A 15,759-nucleotide genomic window follows, 5' to 3' on the forward strand; every position below is an offset into this window, starting at 1 on the left:
CGTCCTCAAACGCCGGACGGGCTGACACAGCTGAACCGGCGACCAGAAGCCACGCACCCGACCCCCCGCGCCGGGATCCAGCCGTGACCCCCCGCTCTCGGGCCTTTGTTCGTATCTGGGGCCCCTAATCCCGTTGCCCGCGCCCCTCCGCATCCGAATGCTGGAATGCTGGACCTGTTCAGTGGGTGGGCAGGGAGTGGGCGGGGGGCCGAGGGTCGTGGAGGACAGGGTGCGGGTGGTCATCGCCGAGGATTCGGTGCTGCTGAGGGAGGGCCTGACCCGGTTGCTGACCGACCGCGGGCACGACGTCGTGGCCGGTGTGGGCGACGGGGACGCGCTGATCAAGACCATCGGTGAGCTGGGCGCCCAGGGCGAGCTGCCCGACGTGGTCGTGGCCGATGTGCGGATGCCGCCGACGCACACGGACGAGGGCGTGCGAGCCGCCGTACAGCTGCGCAAGGAACATCCCGGTCTCGGGGTACTCGTACTGTCGCAGTACGTGGAGGAGCGGTACGCCACCGAGCTGCTGGCCGGGTCCAGCCGCGGGGTGGGGTACCTGCTCAAGGACCGGGTCGCGGAGGTGCGTGAGTTCGTGGACGCGGTGGTGCGGGTGGCCGAGGGCGGTACCGCCCTGGACCCCGAGGTGGTCGCTCAGCTGCTGGGACGCAGCCGCAAGCAGGACGTGCTCGCGGGTCTCACGCCCCGGGAGCGGGAGGTGCTCGGGCTGATGGCCGAGGGCCGGACCAATTCGGCGATCGCGCGGCAGCTCGTGGTCAGCGACGGGGCCGTCGAGAAGCACGTCAGCAACATCTTCCTGAAGCTCGGGCTGTCCCCGAGCGACGGGGACCACCGACGGGTGCTGGCCGTGCTCACCTATCTGAACTCATGAGCATCTGACACCGTGTCAGGAAGTGGGAGAACCACGGGAACCCAGGGAGCGTCTTCAAGGAAAGCGCCGGGGGCGTGCAAATGGTGACAAGTCAGGGCGCCGTACCGTCTCAAAACCACGTCCATCATGCGAATGGCCGAGGGAAGGGGACCCCTGCGGTCGTAGGGTTGATCCTGGGAAGGCCTGCGGGAAGGCCGCTCCCGAACAGCCGCCTCGAGGGAGGTCCAGTTCAGTGACCAGTCAGGTCAGCAGCCCAGCGGAGCAGGCCGACGAAGCCGTCGTGGGAGAGCAGCGCAAAGAGCCGGGCGTGAAGGATGTCCGCCGTCTCGACCGGGTGATCATTCGTTTCGCGGGCGACTCCGGTGACGGGATGCAGCTCACGGGTGACCGTTTCACCTCGGAGACGGCGTCCTTCGGCAACGACCTGTCCACCCTTCCCAACTTCCCCGCCGAGATCCGGGCCCCTGCCGGAACCCTGCCCGGCGTCTCCTCCTTCCAGCTCCACTTCGCCGACCACGACATCCTGACCCCGGGTGACGCGCCGAACGTGCTCGTGGCCATGAACCCCGCCGCCCTGAAGGCGAACATCGCGGATCTGCCGCGCGGCGCGGAGATCATCGTCAACACGGACGAGTTCACCAAACGGGCGATGCAGAAAGTGGGGTACGCGGCCTCGCCGCTGGAGGATGGATCGCTCGACGGATACAGCCTGCATCCGGTCCCCCTGACCACGCTGACCGTCGAGGCACTCAAGGATTTCGACCTCAGTCGCAAAGAGGCCGAGCGCAGCAAGAACATGTTCGCGCTCGGCCTCTTGTCGTGGATGTACCACCGGCCCACCGAGGGCACGGAGAAGTTCCTGCGGACCAAGTTCGCGAAGAAGCCGCAGATCGCCGAGGCGAACCTGGCGGCCTACCGGGCGGGCTGGAACTTCGGTGAGACGACCGAGGACTTCGCGGTCTCCTACGAGATCGCGCCGGCCACCAAGGCCTTCCCGGTCGGCACCTACCGCAACATCTCGGGGAACCTCGCGCTGTCCTACGGGCTGGTCGCCGCGTCTCGCCAGGCGGACCTGCCGTTGTTCCTGGGCTCGTACCCGATCACCCCGGCCTCGGACATCCTGCACGAGCTGAGCAAGCACAAGAACTTCGGCGTCCGGACCTTCCAGGCCGAGGACGAGATCGCGGGCATCGGTGCCGCCCTGGGCGCGGCCTTCGGCGGGTCCCTGGCCGTCACCACCACGAGCGGCCCGGGTGTGGCGCTGAAGTCGGAGACCATCGGACTCGCCGTCTCCCTGGAGCTGCCGCTCCTCGTGATCGACATCCAGCGCGGCGGCCCGTCCACCGGTCTGCCGACCAAGACCGAGCAGGCGGACCTCCTCCAGGCGATGTTCGGGCGCAACGGCGAGGCGCCGGTGCCGATCGTCGCGCCCTGCACCCCGGCCGACTGCTTCGACGCGGCGCTGGAGGCGGCCCGTATCGCGCTGACGTACCGCACGCCGGTGATGCTGCTCTCGGACGGCTACCTGGCCAACGGCTCCGAGCCCTGGCGCATCCCCGAGCTGGACGAACTCCCGGACCTCACCGTGCAGTTCGCCCAGGGCCCGAACCACACCCTGGACGACGGCACCGAGGTCTTCTGGCCCTACAAGCGTGACCCGCAGACCCTCGCCCGCCCCTGGGCGGTGCCCGGCACCCCCGGTCTCGAACACCGCATCGGCGGCATCGAGAAGGAGGACGGGACCGGGAACATCTCCTACGCCCCGGCCAACCACGACTTCATGGTCCGCACCCGCCAGGCCAAGATCGACGGGATCGACGTACCGGATCTGGAAGTGGACGACCCGCACGGGGCGCGCACGCTGGTGCTGGGCTGGGGGTCGACGTACGGGCCCATCACGGCGGCGGTACGGCGGCTGCGGACGGCCGGTGAGTCGATCGCGCAGGCCCATCTGCGCCACCTCAACCCCTTCCCGCGCAACCTGGGCGCGGTGCTGAAGGCGTACGACAAGGTCGTGATCCCCGAGATGAACCTCGGGCAGCTCGCCACGCTGGTGCGGGCGAAGTACCTGGTCGACGCGCACAGCTACAACCAGGTCAACGGCATGCCGTTCAAGGCCGAACAGCTCGCCACGGCTCTCAAGGAGGCCATCGATGGCTGAGACGTCCACGGAAGGCACGGGCACGATCGAGGCGCTCTCACTCGTCCCCAAGGCCGAGGCGCGCCAGAGCATGAAGGACTTCAAGAGCGACCAGGAAGTCCGCTGGTGCCCCGGCTGCGGTGACTACGCGATCCTCGCGGCGGTCCAGGGCTTCATGCCGGAGCTGGGGCTGGCCAAGGAGAACATCGTCTTCGTCTCGGGCATCGGCTGCTCGTCCCGTTTCCCGTACTACATGAACACGTACGGCATGCACTCGATCCACGGCCGGGCGCCGGCGATCGCGACGGGGCTCGCGGCCTCGCGCCGGGACCTGTCGGTGTGGGTGGTGACGGGTGACGGCGACGCGCTGTCGATCGGCGGGAACCACCTCATCCACGCCCTGCGGCGCAATGTGAACCTGAAGATCCTCCTCTTCAACAACCGGATCTACGGCCTGACGAAGGGGCAGTACTCCCCCACCTCCGAGGTCGGCAAGATCACGAAGTCGACGCCGATGGGGTCGCTGGACGCGCCCTTCAACCCGGTGTCGCTGGCGATCGGCGCGGAGGCGTCCTTCGTGGCGCGCACGGTGGACTCGGACCGCAAGCACCTCACGTCGGTGCTGCGGGAGGCGGCCGCCCACCCCGGGACGGCCCTGATCGAGATCTACCAGAACTGCAACATCTTCAACGACGGCGCTTTCGAGGCCCTGAAGGACAAGCAGCAGGCGGAGGAGGCGGTGATCCGCCTCGAACACGGGCAGCCGATCCGCTTCGGCGCGGACCTGTCCAAGGGAGTTGTCCGGGACGCGGCGACGGGTGATCTGAAGGTGGTGCCGGTGACGCCGTCGAACGAGGCCGAGATCCTGGTCCACGACGCGCACTCCGCGTCCCCGACCACGGCGTTCGCCCTCTCCCGCCTGGCCGACCCGGACACCCTCCACCACACCCCGATCGGCGTCTTCCGCTCGGTGCACCGCCCGGTCTACGACACCCAGATGTCGGACCAACTGGACACGGCGATCGAACAGAACGGCAAGGGGGACCTGGGGGCACTGCTGGCGGGCGGCGACACCTGGACGGTGGTGGGCTGACCGCCGCACGGCATACGCAGGGCCCGGAGGCGACTCGGCTTCCGGGCCCTTCGTCGTTCACGTGTCAGGGACGCGCGGCGGGGGGAGGCGCTCAGGCCTGCCGTTTCGCCGCGTCGTACCTCTCCCGCGCCTCCTCCACCGCCCCCATCCTCCTCACCGTCCACTCCGCCAGCCCCCGGACCTGTTCCGCTGCCTCGCGGCCCAGGTCGGTAAGGGAATAGTCGACGCGGGGTGGGATTACCGGCTTGGCGTCGCGGTGGAGGAAGCCGTCTCGTTCCAGGGTCTGGAGCGTCTGCGTCAGCATCTTCTCGCTGACGTTGCGGCCGTAGCCGGCGATCGCGCGGCGGAGTTCGCTGAAGCGGTGCGGGCGGTCGAGGAGCTGGATCAGGACCAGGACGCCCCAGCGGCTCGTCACGTGTTCCAGGATCAGGCGGTGGGGGCACATCGCCTCGCCCGGCGCCATCGACTCCGAGAGGATCTGCTCAGTAGGTACCGCACTTACTGCCATGCCAGTACCTTACTTCAAAGTGGGTACTTTCGCTTAGTTAGCGCCTCCCCTAGGGTTAGTGCAACCGCACCCCACAAGGAGATCGCACACCATGAGCATCGTCGTCACCGGAGCCACCGGACACCTCGGCCGTCACGTCGTCGAGCAGCTGATCGAGAAGGTTCCGGCCGAGCAGGTCACCGCCGTCGTCCGCACCCCGGAGAAGGCCGCCGACCTCGCGGCGAAGGGCGTGAAGATAGCCGTCGCGGACTACAACAGCCCCGAGACCTTCGACGGCCTCTTCGCCGCCGGCGACAAGGTGCTGCTGATCTCCGGCAACGAGTTCGACAAGGGCCGCCCGGCCCAGCACCAGGTCGTCATCGACGCCGCCAAGGCCGCGGGCGTGGCCCTCCTCGCCTACACCAGCGCCCCCGGCACCCTGACCGCCGCCCTCGCGGACGACCACCGCGCCACCGAGAAGGCCCTGCTCGCCTCCGGCCTGCCCTACTCCCTGCTGCGCAACGGCTGGTACAACGAGAACTACACCGAGAACCTGGCCCCCGCCCTGGAGTACGGCGCCGTCGTACAGGCGGCCGGTGACGGCCGTATCTCCTCCGCCGCGCGCGCCGACTACGCGGCCGCCGCCGTGGCCGTCCTGACCGGCGAGGGGCACGAGAACTCGACGTACGAGCTCGGCGGCGACGAGCCCTGGGGCTTCGCCGAGTACGCGGCCGAGCTCAGCAAGCAGACCGGCAAGGAGATCGCCTACAGCCCGGTGTCCGTCGAGGCCTACACCGAGATCCTGACCGGCGCCGGCCTGCCCGGCCCGTTCGCCGCGATCCTGGCCGGCGTCGACGCCTCCATCGAGAAGGGCGAGCTGGTCGTCTCCACCGGTGACCTCTCCCGCCTGACCGGCCGCCCGGCCACCCCGATCGCCGCGTCGATCGAGGCCGCGCTCAAGGGCTGACACCCCCGCGGGCACCTCACCCCCGCCTGTCATGACCGTATGGCGATACGGGCATGACAGGCGGGGGTGCTCGGCGTTACCTTCGTGCAGGCGAGAAGGTGCGAGGAGGAGGGTCCGTGAAGTCGAGGGGCGAGCGGCACATAGGTCTGCTGAACGGCTTCGCCGCGTACGGGATGTGGGGGCTCGTGCCCCTGTTCTGGCCGCTGCTCAAGCCCGCCGGGGCCGCCGAGATCCTGGCCCACCGGATGGTGTGGTCGCTCGTCTTCGTGGCCGTCGCGCTGGCCTTCGTACGGCGCTGGGCCTGGGCCGGTGAGCTGCTGCGGCAGCCCCGCAGGCTGGCGCTGGTCACCGTGGCCGCCGCCGTGATCACCGTGAACTGGGGCGTCTACATCTGGGCCGTGAACTCCGGCCATGTCGTCGAGGCCTCGCTCGGGTACTTCATCAACCCCCTCGTCACCATCGCCATGGGCGTGCTGCTGCTGAAGGAGCGGCTGCGCCGCGTGCAGTGGGCGGCGGTCGGGGTCGGCGCTGCCGCGGTGCTGGTCCTGACCATCGGATACGGCCGGCCGCCGTGGATCTCCCTCACGCTCGCCTTCTCCTTCGCCACCTACGGCCTGGTCAAGAAGAAGGTCAACCTCGGCGGTGTGGAGTCGCTGGCCGCCGAGACCGCGATCCAGTTCCTGCCCGCGCTCGGCTATCTGCTGTGGCTCGGCTCGCAGGGGGATCTCAGCTTCGCCGCCGAGGGCCCGGGGCACGCGGCCCTGCTCGCCTCCACCGGCATCGTCACCGCGCTCCCGCTGGTCTGCTTCGGCGCCGCCGCGATCCGGGTGCCGCTGTCCACGCTGGGGCTGCTCCAGTACCTGGCGCCGGTCTTCCAGTTCCTGCTCGGCGTCCTCTACTTCCACGAGGAGATGCCGCCCGAGCGCTGGGCCGGGTTCGCGCTGGTTTGGCTGGCGTTGACGCTGCTCACCTGGGACGCCCTGCGTACCGCGCGGACGCTGAGGAGGGAGATCAGCAGGCCCAGTACGACCATGACGACGGGCACCGTCAGGGCCGTACGGAAGGCGGAGAGCCTGGCCTCGGGTCCGGAGCCGCTGGACTCGCCCGCCGCGAGGCCGTAGACCGCCGTCACCGCCGCGATCCCGATCGCCGAGCCGAACTGGGACGCCGTGTGCAGCAGCCCGCTCGCCAGGCCCTGCTCCGACTCGGCGACCCCGTCCGTCGCCTCGATCGTCAGCGGCCCGTACGCGAGCGCGAAGGCGGTGCCCGCGATGAACAGCGTCGGGAACATCGCCAGGTAGGGCCAGTCCATGCCGACGGGCAGGAAGAGGCCGTAGGCGAGCACGGCCAGCAGGAAGCCGCCGGCGATCACCCGCACGTTGCCGAAGCGGGCGACGAGCCTCGGGGTGAGGGTGGGGGCCAGCACCGCGTCACAGCCCATGACCACCAGGGCGATCGCGGTGCGCACCGAGGACCAGCCGCGCAGTTCCTGGAGGTAGAGCGTCACCACGAACTGGAAGCCGAAGAAGGCCCCGACGAACAGCAGCGCCCCGAGGTCCGCCCGCGCGACCGCCCCCGACCGCAGGATCCCGAGCCGCACCAGCGGACTCGCGGCCCGGCGCTCCACGACCACGAACAGCACCCCGAGCAGCAGCGCCGCGAGGGCGGCCGCCGCCGTCGACCACCACGCCTCCAGACCGTGTTCCAGGCGTACGACGGTGTAGGCGGCCAGCAGCATGGCGCCGGCGGCGGTCAGGGCGCCGAGCAGGTCGAAGCCGTGACCGGTCGGGGGCGGGGCGGGCCGGCGCGGGATCAGCCGGAAGGCGGCGAGGAGCAGGGCCGCGGACATCAGCACCGGGGCGAAGAACACCCAGCGCCAGCCGAGTGCGGTCAGCAGGCCGCCGATCACCAGGCCGAGGGAGAAACCGGCGGCGCCGGTGCCGGCGTAGACCAGCAGGGCCTTGTCGCGCTGCGGGCCCTGCTCGTAGGACGTGGTGATCAGGGACAGCGCGGCCGGGGTCATGAAGGCGGCGGCCACGCCGGTGACGAAGCGGGCGACGATCAGCATCCAGCCCTCGGTCGCGAGGCCGCCGAGGCCCGAGAAGAGAAGGAAGACGGTGAGCCAGAGCAGGAACATCCGGCGGCGGCCGAGCAGGTCGGCCGCGCGCCCGCCGAGCAGGGTGAAGCCGGCGTAGCCGAGCACATAGGCGCTCATCACCCAGGCCGCGGTGTCGGTCGCGAGACCCAGGTCGGCGCGGACCGAGGGGATCGCTACGGCCATCATCGCGATGTCGGCGCCCTCCAGGAAGATCGTTCCGCAGAGGACGAGCAGCAGCGCCCAGGCGCGTGCGCCCATGACCCGACCACCTCCAGCCTCCGGCGGCATCGACCGAAGCGGGCGCTTCGACATCACCGGGTCACCGCGCGGACACCGGCCACGGCAACACGTGAGGGGACATCGTCCCCCTTCCCATGAGACACCCGCCAGGAGATCAGGGCGGGGCCCCGCACACGAGGATCCGCTCCCGAGTGACGCCGAAGAGGACAGCCCGCGACCTGATTCGCCGCTATAAGTGGCTCCATGACGCAGACCGCACCCGCACCCCTGCACTGGAAACTGGTCGTCGACGCCGGTGACCCGCACGCCCAGGCCGACTTCTGGGCCGCCGCCCTGCACTACGAGACCGAGGACAACGACGCCCTGATCCAGCGGCTGCTGGAGCTCGGCGCGCTGCCGCGCGAGGCGACCGTCGAGCACCAAGCCCGGCTGGCCTTCCGGGACCTGGTCGCCGTACGGCATCCGGACGACCCGTACGACAAGGACAGCGGCACCGGGCTGGGGCGGCGGCTGCTCTTCCAGCGCGTGCCGGAGCCGAAGACGGTCAAGAACCGGCTCCACCTCGACCTGCACCCCGGGGAGGGCAGGCGCTCGGCCGAGGTGGAGCGGCTGACGGGACTCGGGGCGCGGGTGCTGCGCGAGGTGAGCGAGCCGTCGGGGGCGTGGGTGGTGATGGCGGATCCGGAGGGGAACGAGTTCTGCGTCCACTGAGGGCGGTCGGGATCGGGTTCCGGGTGGCGGTCGGGGGACGGCGTTCAGGATGGCGTGCGGTCCGGGATGGCGTGTGGGTCCGGTGATCCGGTATACGAACTCCCCTGTCCGGATTGCGCTCTTGACGGTCAGTCAGCCTCAGCTTCACGATCCAGGCACCATTCGCAGTGGAGTTCCTGTGACGTCAGGGACTCCCATGGAATTCGGAGCCCCCCACATGAAGCTCTCGGTTCCCGGACGCGTCACGGCCGCCGCCGTCGTCGTCACCGTCTCCCTCCTGGCCGGCGGATCCATAGCCGGCGCGGCCCCCGCGGGAACATCCGCGGTGGCCGCGGCCCCGGACATCCCGGTGGCCAACGTGAAGGCGCATCTGACCCAGCTCCAGTCCATCGCCACCGCCAACGGCGGCAACCGCGCACACGGCCGCACCGGCTACAGAGCCTCGCTCGACTATGTGAAGGCCAAGCTGGACGCCGCCGGGTTCACCACGACCGTTCAGCAGTTCACGTCCTCCGGCCGCACCGGCTACAACCTGATCGCCGACTGGCCGGGCGGCGACACCAACCAGGTGATCATGTCCGGCTCGCACCTCGACAGCGTGACGGCGGGCGCGGGCATCAACGACAACGGCTCCGGTTCGGCGGCCGTCCTGGAGACCGCGCTGGCGGTGTCCCGGGCGGGCTTCCACCCCACCAAGCACCTGCGGTTCGCGTGGTGGGGGGCGGAGGAGCTGGGCCTGGTGGGATCGCGGTACTACGTCAACAGCCTGTCGACGGCGAACCGCGCGAAGATCAGCGGCTACCTCAACTTCGACATGATCGGCTCGCCGAACCCGGGTTACTTCGTCTACGACGACGACCCGGCCATCGAGAAGACCTTCAAGGAGTACTACGCCGGCCTCGGTGTCCCGACCGAGATCGAGACGGAGGGCGACGGCCGCTCCGACCACGCGCCGTTCAAGAACGTGGGCGTGCCGGTGGGCGGGCTGTTCAGCGGGGCGGACTACGTCAAGACGGCGGCGCAGGCGGCGAAGTGGGGCGGGACGTCCGGGCGGGCCTTCGACCGCTGCTACCACTCGTCGTGCGACACGACGGCCAACATCGACGACACGGCGCTGGACCGCAACAGTGACGCGGTGGCGTATGCGGTGTGGGGGCTGTCGCAGTAACAGTCCTTTCTGCTTTAGGAGTTGGCGTTCCGCGCGCGTTCCGCGAGGCGGAGCATGCGGGAGCGGGCCGACTCCAGCTTTTCCGGTTCGTCGGCCGCCGGGCCTTCCCCGGCGGCCAGCTCCGTCCACAGGGCGAGCAGGTCGCTGCCGAGGGCCAGGCCGCGTGACGGATCCCGTACGGCCTTCCACGCGGTGGCCGCGCTCTGCATGTTGCCGTAGGCCGACTCGGCGTCTCCGGCGCGGTGCTGGATGCGGGCGAGGTCGAGGGAGATCTCCGCGGCCTGTACCGGCTCACCGCCCAAGTAGGCGATGTAGGCGGCGAGTTCACGCACGCGCAGCACGTCGGGGTGCTCGGCGCCAAGGCTCCGCGAGGCCTCGCCGACGACCTCCTGGGCCAACTCCGCGGCGACCTCGGTCCGCCCCTCCCGCACGGCCTCACTGATCCGCTCGACCCCCTCCCCGAGCACGCCCGTGTCCCCGACGACCAGCCCATCCCCCATCACAGCCTCAGCCACAGCATCGAACCCCCGCACGGGGGCCGGCTGGGGATCGGGATCGTCGAGAAGGGGGACGGGGGTGAGGAGGGGGGCGGGACGGGGGGTGGGGGTGGGAGCGGAGCCGGCCGAGGGGAGGGGTTGGGGTGGGGTGGGGAAGTCGGTTGAGGGGAGGGGGGTTGATGGCGTGTCGGTGGGGGGTGAGGCGAGGGGGGTCGGGGGCAGGGGGCTCGGTGTGTAGGCGGAGTGGGTCGGGGCGAGCGGCTCGGCGGCGGGTGCGGGGCGCGCGTCCATGACGGGGGGCGGGCCGAACGCGCCGGTGGGGGGTACGGCGGTGCCGGGGGCCGGGGGCCAGGTGGGGGCCGAAGTGTGGTCCGGAGAGGTAGCCGGGCCGGGTGGCTGTGTGTCCGGGAGTTGGCGTAGGACGTGGGTCGGGGACGGTTCGGTGTCCGTCGGCTCCGGCGCGGAGAGCTTCCGCATCCGGAAGGTGGGGGCTGCCTCCTGCGCAGGCTCGTCCACCGGCGGCCGGGCTCCCGGCGCCCCACCCGGAGTCGGTGCGAGGAGGATCGGGCCGCTCGGTGCCTCGAAGGCCTTCGCCGGGTCGTGGGGCGGTTCCGGGGGCGGAGGCATTCGTACAGGGTCTGCGGTGAAGCGGCTGGTGCCGTCCGTGGTGACCTCCAGGGGGACCACGTAGCCGATGCGGGCGTCGTGGACCGTGGCGTGGACGGGGTGGCCCGAGGTGAGGGCGAGGTGGTGGAGGTGGGTCAGGACGGCCTGGTGGAGTTCCTCGCCCGGAGGTGCGCTGACCGGTGTTCCGGCCACCGTCGCGCACTCGCCCGTCAGAGGGACGCGGACGTCGATCGGGGTCGCCCCCCACTGCTGGTCCCGCTTCTTGTCGCGGCTGAGTCGAGACATCTCATCCCTCACGGTCGTGCGCGTACTGTCGAGTCTCTCCGCTCGCCCCCGGTCCTCACGTCACCGTGTTGTCACAGGCCTGTTCCAGGAGGTGCGGGACGGGTGGGATGACAGGGTCGGGGCGCGGGCAGGCGAGACGACGTACGGCGAGAGGCGGAGCAACGTGCAGCATCAGGGGCCGGAGATCTGGATCCGCGGCCCGGTGACCCCGGCCGGGAGGCGGTTCGCATGGGTCGGTACCCATGGTGGCGCCGGCGTCTCCACCCTGGCCACCGTCTACGGCGGACACGACAGCGGGCGCGACTGGCCGGGCCCCGGCGCCCCCACCTCCGTGCTGCTCGTCGCCCGCACGCACGCCGCCGGCCTGCTCGCCGTCGGCCGCGCCCTGGAAAGCTTCCGGCACGGGGAGCATCCGCCGGGCCTCGACCTCGACGCCGTCGTGCTCGTCGCGGACGCCCCCGGGCGGCTCCCCCGCCCCCTCGCCGGCCGGATCAAGGAGATCGAGTCCGCCGTCGACGTGTACCGGGTGCCCTGGGTGTCCGACTGGCGCCTCGGCGACCTGAGCGGCAGACCGCCCCGCGGCACGGAGCCCCTGGTCCGACTCGTCCAGCCCACCACCGCCCACTGACACCCCGGGCCCGCCGAAAGGCCCACCCTGGACATGTGAATGCGTACGCATATAATGCACGTGCGATTATTTTCGTACGCCGCCCATCCGGGAGATCTCCATGACGCGCCGCTTCCTGTTCGTGCTCGGCAGCAGCCGCAGCGACGGCAACACCGAACTCCTGGCCCGCAGGGCCGCCGAACAACTGCCCTCGGACGTCGAGCAGCGGTGGATCGACCTCGCGGAGCACCCGCTGCCCGACTTCGAGGACCTCCGGCACGACACGGACCATGTGCGCCCGACCCTCGGCCACACCGCCCTGCTCTTCGACGCGACGCTCGCCGCGACCGACATCGTGATCGCCTCCCCGCTGTACTGGTACTCGGTCTCCGCGCACGTCAAGCGCTACCTCGACCACTGGTCGGGCTGGCTGCGCACCCCGGGTGTCGATTTCAAGGCGACCATGGCGGGACGCACCCTGTGGGGCGTCACCGCGCTGGCCCACGAGGAGTTCGAGGTCGCCGACCCGCTCGTCGGCACCCTGCGCAACTCCGCCGCGTACATGGGGATGCACTTCGGCGGGGTGCTGCTCGGCAACGGCAGCAAGCCCGGTGACGTCCTCAAGGACACCGAGGCCCTCACCCGCGCGAAGACCTTCTTCGCGCAGGAGGCTCCGCTCGCGCGGTTCCCCTACGAGCAGCTCACGCCGTGATGTCCTTCGCCAGGAACCTCGCCCACGCGGCGGAGCCGAACACCGCCGCGTACAGCGCCTGAAGGCCCAGGTTCTTCACCAGGTCGTCCCAGTAGACCGGCTCCCTCATGAGGTCGGCGAAGGACAGCCAGTAGTGGGAGAAGAAGTACGGCTGCAAAGCGTGCAGTTGGGGGATCTGGTCGAGGATCTGGACCGTGATCAGCAGGCCGACGGTCGTGGCCATCGCCGCGATGCCGCTGTTGGTGAGCGTCGAGATGAACAGGCCCAGGGCCGCCACGCCGGTCAGTGACGCGGCCACCACGAGGGCGATCAGCAGGGCTCTTCCCAGCCCCTCCGCGAAGCTGATCTGTGTGCCGGAGATCGTCGTCAGATCGCCCAGGGGGAACAGGATCGCTCCGACCGCCAGCGCCGACAGGGCGACCACCAGGGTGGCGACCAGGCAGAACGTCATCACCGTCGCGTACTTGGTGAGGAGCAGGCGGGTGCGGCCCGCGGGGGCGACCAGGAGATAGCGGAGGGTGCCGGCGTTGGCCTCGCCCGCGATCGCGTCGCCAGCGATGACGCCGATGGCCATCGGGAGGAAGAAGGGGAGGGTCGCGGCGAGGGCGGTGAAGACCAGGAACAGGCCGTTGTTGGTGATCTGGGAGATGAAGGCGGGTCCGCCTCCACCACCGTCACCTGCCGAACCCCCGTCGCCGGTCTCGATCTTCACCGCGATGCCCACGAGGATCGGGACCGCTGCGAGGACCGCCAGGAGGGCGAGGGTGCGCCAGCGGCGGAACGTGGTGTGGAGTTCGTTGCGGAAGAGGGTGCCGTAGAAGGTCGTACGGCGGCTTGCGCGGTGTGGGGGCTGGTCGCGCAGTTCCTCGCGCCCCTTGAGGTCAGCCTGCGACATCGAAGCCCTCCCCCGTCAGCGCCACGAAGGCGTCCTCCAAGGAGGCTCGCTCCAGTGCGAAGCCCCGCACCCTCACCCCCGCCGCCACCAACGCCGCGTTGATGTCGGCCAGTTCGCCCTCCGGAGGGTCGGCGGTGACCCGGTCCTCCGCGATGACCACGTCAGCGACGCCCTGTTCCTTCAGGACCCGCGCCGCGTCCGTCGGGTCCGGGGTCGTCACCACCAGCCGTCCCCTCGCCCCCGCCGCCAGGTCCCCCACCGGGCCCTGGGTGATGAGGCGGCCCTGGGCCATCACCGCCGCGTGGGTGCAGACCTGTTCGATCTCGTCCAGGAGGTGGGAGGAGAGGAAGACCGTCGTGCCGTCCGAGGCCAGTTCCCTGATCAGGGAGCGGATCTCGCGCATGCCCTGGGGGTCGAGGCCGTTGGTGGGTTCGTCGAGGACCAGGAGTCTGCGGGGCTGGAGGAGGGCCGCCGCCAGGCCCAGGCGCTGTTTCATGCCCAGGGAGTACGCCTTCGCCTTCTTGCCCGCGGCGGCCGCCAGGCCCACCCGGTCCAGGGCCGCTCCCACGCGGGCGCGCCGGGTGCGCGGGTCGGCGGTCGGGTCGGCGGCGTCGTAGCGGACGAGGTTGTCGCGGCCGGAGAGGAAGCCGTAGAGGGCCGGGCCCTCGATGAGGGCGCCCACGTGCGGCAGGACGGTCCGGGAGGCGCGCGGCATGGGGTGGCCCAGGACGCGCGCCGAGCCGGAGGTGGGTTCGATCAGGCCCATCAGCATGCGGATGGTGGTGGTCTTGCCGGAGCCGTTGGGGCCGAGGAAGCCGAAGACGCTGCCCGCCGGGACGGTCAGGTCGAGACCGTCCACGGCGAGCTGTCCGCCGCGGTAGCGCTTGGTGAGGGCGTGGGTGTGGATGACGCTCTCGTCCCGCGCACCCACGTCACCGCCTGCGCTGTCACCCAACCCCTCCGGGTCCGGTTCCGTGGCGGACGGCTGGTCCATCGGCTCCCTCGATTCGTCGTACCCGTGGGGGACTTACTTGCCCGCGTCCGCCGCCTTCACCAGCGCGTCCTTGGTGACCGCGCCGACGTAGACCTTGCCGTCGTCCGTGATCAGGGCGTTGATCAGGCGGGTCTTGAAGACGGTGCCCTGGCCGAACTTGCCGGAGACCTTGTCGCCGAGCGAGTCCAGGAAGCCGCCGACGTCACCGCCGACCTCGGAGCCGGACGGGACGCCCTGGCCGCCGGTGTCGAAGGTGGCTATGGAGTCCCAGCCGTCCCCGATGACGTTCAGCCCCTCGGGGCCGCCCTTGCCGAAGTCCGCGGAGGGGCCCTTGTCGAAGTCCTTGCCGAAGTCCCTGGAGCCCTCGGAGTGCTCGGGGGCCTTCGAGGCGTCCTCCTCCTCGACCTTCGCGCCCTTCGGCGGGGTGAAGTCGAAGGTGGAGGCGGCCGGCTTGGCGAAGCTGACCTGGGTGAAGCCCGCGTCCACGACGGCGGCGCCGCCGCTCGCCGGGGTGAGGGTGAACTTCAGCGGCAGGCCGGTCTTCGCGTCCACCGCCACGGTGATCTGACCGACCGTGGTGCCCTCGTCCTTGGGCTTGATGACCAGGCGGTAGGCGTCCCGGCCGGCGACCTGGGCGGTGCCCTCGACCGTCACCGAGGTGGTCTTGTCGGCGGCCTTGAGGGCGTCCTCGGCGAGGTCCTTGGGCGTGGCCGGGAGCTCTTCCTTCTGCTTGCCGTCGCTCTCGGAGGCGGTGGTGTGGAAGACCGAGTTGGACTTGCTGTCGTAGCCCCAGACGTCCTTGCCGTTGTGGATGAGGCTGTACTCGGCCGCGTCCTCCAGCAGGGAGACCTTCTGCTTGTTCTCGCCGTCGGCCGCGACGCGCAGGGTGTGGGTGCCGGAGGCGAGCTCGGTGAGCTTGCTCGACGGGTCGGCGGAGGCGCCGTCGCCCGAGCCGGAGGGGCCGGCGGCGGAGCCGAGGGAGTTCTCCAGGCCGCCGAGGTCGGGCAGGCCGAGGTCCGTGGTGATCTTCACGGTGCCGGACAGCTGCTGGACGTCCGACGCGGCGATCTTCTCGATGAGTTCCTGTGCGCTGATCTTGGGCAGGTCGGGGTCGCCGGAGTCGGCGAGTGCCGGGACGAGCCCGATGGTCGCCGCCGCGACTCCCACCACCGTGGCCGGCACGACGTAGCGCGCGGCCTTGCGCCGGCGCGCCGAGCGCAGCTCCTCGGCGTCAGCGGCGGTCGCGCTGTCGTCGGATTCGTACGGTGCCATGTGTGCCTTACCTCCGTCGTCGGCGGCGGCTGTCAACTCCCGTGCGTCCACCCCGTAGCCGCCATTCTCACCCGAAT

General features: G+C 70.6%; 14 protein-coding genes and 1 pseudogene. 9 read left to right on the forward strand and 6 right to left on the reverse strand.

The features are described 5' to 3' along the window. Window positions 1–229 precede the first annotated feature (229 nt). The 3 genes from ACFULQ_RS22620 (at window position 230) to ACFULQ_RS22630 (ending at window position 4,122) form a co-directional block, all read left to right on the forward strand. A complete protein-coding gene (locus ACFULQ_RS22620; RefSeq protein WP_383546697.1) occupies window positions 230–889 on the forward strand; it encodes a LuxR C-terminal-related transcriptional regulator in 660 nt (219 codons plus the stop codon). Between the two features lie 232 nt (window positions 890–1,121). Beyond that, the gene (locus tag ACFULQ_RS22625; protein ID WP_383546615.1) at window positions 1,122–3,050 is read left to right on the forward strand and encodes a 2-oxoacid:acceptor oxidoreductase subunit alpha; all 1,929 of its coding nucleotides are present in this window, start codon (window positions 1,122–1,124) and stop codon (window positions 3,048–3,050) included. Next, the gene (locus ACFULQ_RS22630) at window positions 3,043–4,122 is read left to right on the forward strand and encodes a 2-oxoacid:ferredoxin oxidoreductase subunit beta (RefSeq protein WP_383546617.1); all 1,080 of its coding nucleotides are present in this window, start codon (window positions 3,043–3,045) and stop codon (window positions 4,120–4,122) included. Before ACFULQ_RS22625 ends, ACFULQ_RS22630 begins: the two co-directional genes overlap by 8 nt. A gap of 91 nt (window positions 4,123–4,213) precedes the next feature. Here the strand turns inward: ACFULQ_RS22630 and ACFULQ_RS22635 are convergent, their stop codons facing one another. Beyond that, window positions 4,214–4,630, reverse strand: a complete 417-nt coding sequence (locus ACFULQ_RS22635; protein ID WP_383546618.1) for a winged helix-turn-helix transcriptional regulator — start codon at window positions 4,628–4,630, stop codon at window positions 4,214–4,216. 91 nt (window positions 4,631–4,721) lie between these two features. On the opposite strand from ACFULQ_RS22635, the gene ACFULQ_RS22640 reads away from it, so the two are divergent. Both ACFULQ_RS22640 and rarD read left to right on the forward strand, forming a co-directional pair. Next, on the forward strand, window positions 4,722–5,576 hold the full coding sequence (locus ACFULQ_RS22640; RefSeq protein ID WP_383546619.1) for an SDR family oxidoreductase: 855 nt from the start codon (window positions 4,722–4,724) through the stop codon (window positions 5,574–5,576). A 116-nt stretch (window positions 5,577–5,692) separates the two neighbouring features. Beyond that, window positions 5,693–6,697 (forward strand): EamA family transporter RarD, encoded by a 1,005-nt coding sequence (rarD, locus tag ACFULQ_RS22645; protein WP_383546621.1) that lies wholly within the window; start codon window positions 5,693–5,695, stop codon window positions 6,695–6,697. Between the two features lie 32 nt (window positions 6,698–6,729). Here the strand turns inward: rarD and ACFULQ_RS22650 are convergent. Further along, a pseudogene (locus tag ACFULQ_RS22650) lies at window positions 6,730–7,986 on the reverse strand (MFS transporter); the annotation flags it as partial. Window positions 7,987–8,157: 171 nt separating this feature from the next. Here ACFULQ_RS22650 and ACFULQ_RS22655 point away from each other — a divergent pair. Both ACFULQ_RS22655 and ACFULQ_RS22660 read left to right on the forward strand, forming a co-directional pair. Beyond that, window positions 8,158–8,625, forward strand: a complete 468-nt coding sequence (locus ACFULQ_RS22655) for a VOC family protein (RefSeq protein ID WP_383546622.1) — start codon at window positions 8,158–8,160, stop codon at window positions 8,623–8,625. 217 nt (window positions 8,626–8,842) lie between these two features. Further along, window positions 8,843–9,793, forward strand: a complete 951-nt coding sequence (locus ACFULQ_RS22660; RefSeq protein ID WP_383546623.1) for a M28 family metallopeptidase — start codon at window positions 8,843–8,845, stop codon at window positions 9,791–9,793. 14 nt (window positions 9,794–9,807) lie between these two features. Here the strand turns inward: ACFULQ_RS22660 and ACFULQ_RS22665 are convergent, their stop codons facing one another. Next, window positions 9,808–11,202 carry a hypothetical protein gene (locus ACFULQ_RS22665; protein ID WP_383546624.1) on the reverse strand — a complete coding sequence of 465 codons (1,395 nt, stop codon included), beginning with the start codon at window positions 11,200–11,202 and terminating at the stop codon, window positions 9,808–9,810. Between the two features lie 163 nt (window positions 11,203–11,365). Between ACFULQ_RS22665 and ACFULQ_RS22670 the strand changes: the two genes are divergently transcribed. Further along, a complete protein-coding gene (locus ACFULQ_RS22670) occupies window positions 11,366–11,830 on the forward strand; it encodes a hypothetical protein (protein WP_383546626.1) in 465 nt (154 codons plus the stop codon). A 100-nt stretch (window positions 11,831–11,930) separates the two neighbouring features. After that, window positions 11,931–12,521 (forward strand): flavodoxin family protein, encoded by a 591-nt coding sequence (locus ACFULQ_RS22675; RefSeq protein ID WP_383546627.1) that lies wholly within the window; start codon window positions 11,931–11,933, stop codon window positions 12,519–12,521. Here ACFULQ_RS22675 and ACFULQ_RS22680 read toward each other — a convergent pair. Genes ACFULQ_RS22680 through ACFULQ_RS22690 form a run of 3 tightly spaced genes read right to left on the reverse strand, consistent with a single transcriptional unit; the run spans window position 12,511 to window position 15,682 of the window. Further along, window positions 12,511–13,416 (reverse strand): ABC transporter permease, encoded by a 906-nt coding sequence (locus tag ACFULQ_RS22680; protein WP_383546628.1) that lies wholly within the window; start codon window positions 13,414–13,416, stop codon window positions 12,511–12,513. The genes ACFULQ_RS22675 and ACFULQ_RS22680 overlap by 11 nt on opposite strands. Next, window positions 13,403–14,410, reverse strand: a complete 1,008-nt coding sequence (locus ACFULQ_RS22685; protein WP_383546629.1) for an ABC transporter ATP-binding protein — start codon at window positions 14,408–14,410, stop codon at window positions 13,403–13,405. Before ACFULQ_RS22685 ends, ACFULQ_RS22680 begins: the two co-directional genes overlap by 14 nt. 33 nt (window positions 14,411–14,443) lie before the next feature. Next, window positions 14,444–15,682, reverse strand: a complete 1,239-nt coding sequence (locus tag ACFULQ_RS22690) for an outer membrane lipoprotein carrier protein LolA (RefSeq protein WP_383546631.1) — start codon at window positions 15,680–15,682, stop codon at window positions 14,444–14,446. Window positions 15,683–15,759: the final 77 nt, after the last annotated feature.

The organism is Streptomyces sp. NPDC057253 (assembly GCF_042669125.1).
Taxonomy (GTDB): domain Bacteria; phylum Actinomycetota; class Actinomycetes; order Streptomycetales; family Streptomycetaceae; genus Streptomyces.

Bases quoted from the DNA above. Each gene is read 5' to 3' on its own strand.
- ACFULQ_RS22630 (WP_383546617.1), top strand. From the start codon at position 3,043: ATGGCTGAGACGTCCACGGAAGGCACGGGCACGATCGAGGCGCTCTCA.
- ACFULQ_RS22635 (WP_383546618.1), bottom strand. From the start codon at position 4,630: ATGGCAGTAAGTGCGGTACCTACTGAGCAGATCCTCTCGGAGTCGATG.
- ACFULQ_RS22640 (WP_383546619.1), top strand. From the start codon at position 4,722: ATGAGCATCGTCGTCACCGGAGCCACCGGACACCTCGGCCGTCACGTC.
- ACFULQ_RS22655 (WP_383546622.1), top strand. From the start codon at position 8,158: ATGACGCAGACCGCACCCGCACCCCTGCACTGGAAACTGGTCGTCGAC.
- ACFULQ_RS22660 (WP_383546623.1), top strand. From the start codon at position 8,843: ATGAAGCTCTCGGTTCCCGGACGCGTCACGGCCGCCGCCGTCGTCGTC.
- ACFULQ_RS22665 (WP_383546624.1), bottom strand. From the start codon at position 11,202: ATGTCTCGACTCAGCCGCGACAAGAAGCGGGACCAGCAGTGGGGGGCG.
- ACFULQ_RS22675 (WP_383546627.1), top strand. From the start codon at position 11,931: ATGACGCGCCGCTTCCTGTTCGTGCTCGGCAGCAGCCGCAGCGACGGC.
- ACFULQ_RS22680 (WP_383546628.1), bottom strand. From the start codon at position 13,416: ATGTCGCAGGCTGACCTCAAGGGGCGCGAGGAACTGCGCGACCAGCCC.
- ACFULQ_RS22685 (WP_383546629.1), bottom strand. From the start codon at position 14,410: ATGGACCAGCCGTCCGCCACGGAACCGGACCCGGAGGGGTTGGGTGAC.
- ACFULQ_RS22690 (WP_383546631.1), bottom strand. From the start codon at position 15,682: ATGGCACCGTACGAATCCGACGACAGCGCGACCGCCGCTGACGCCGAG.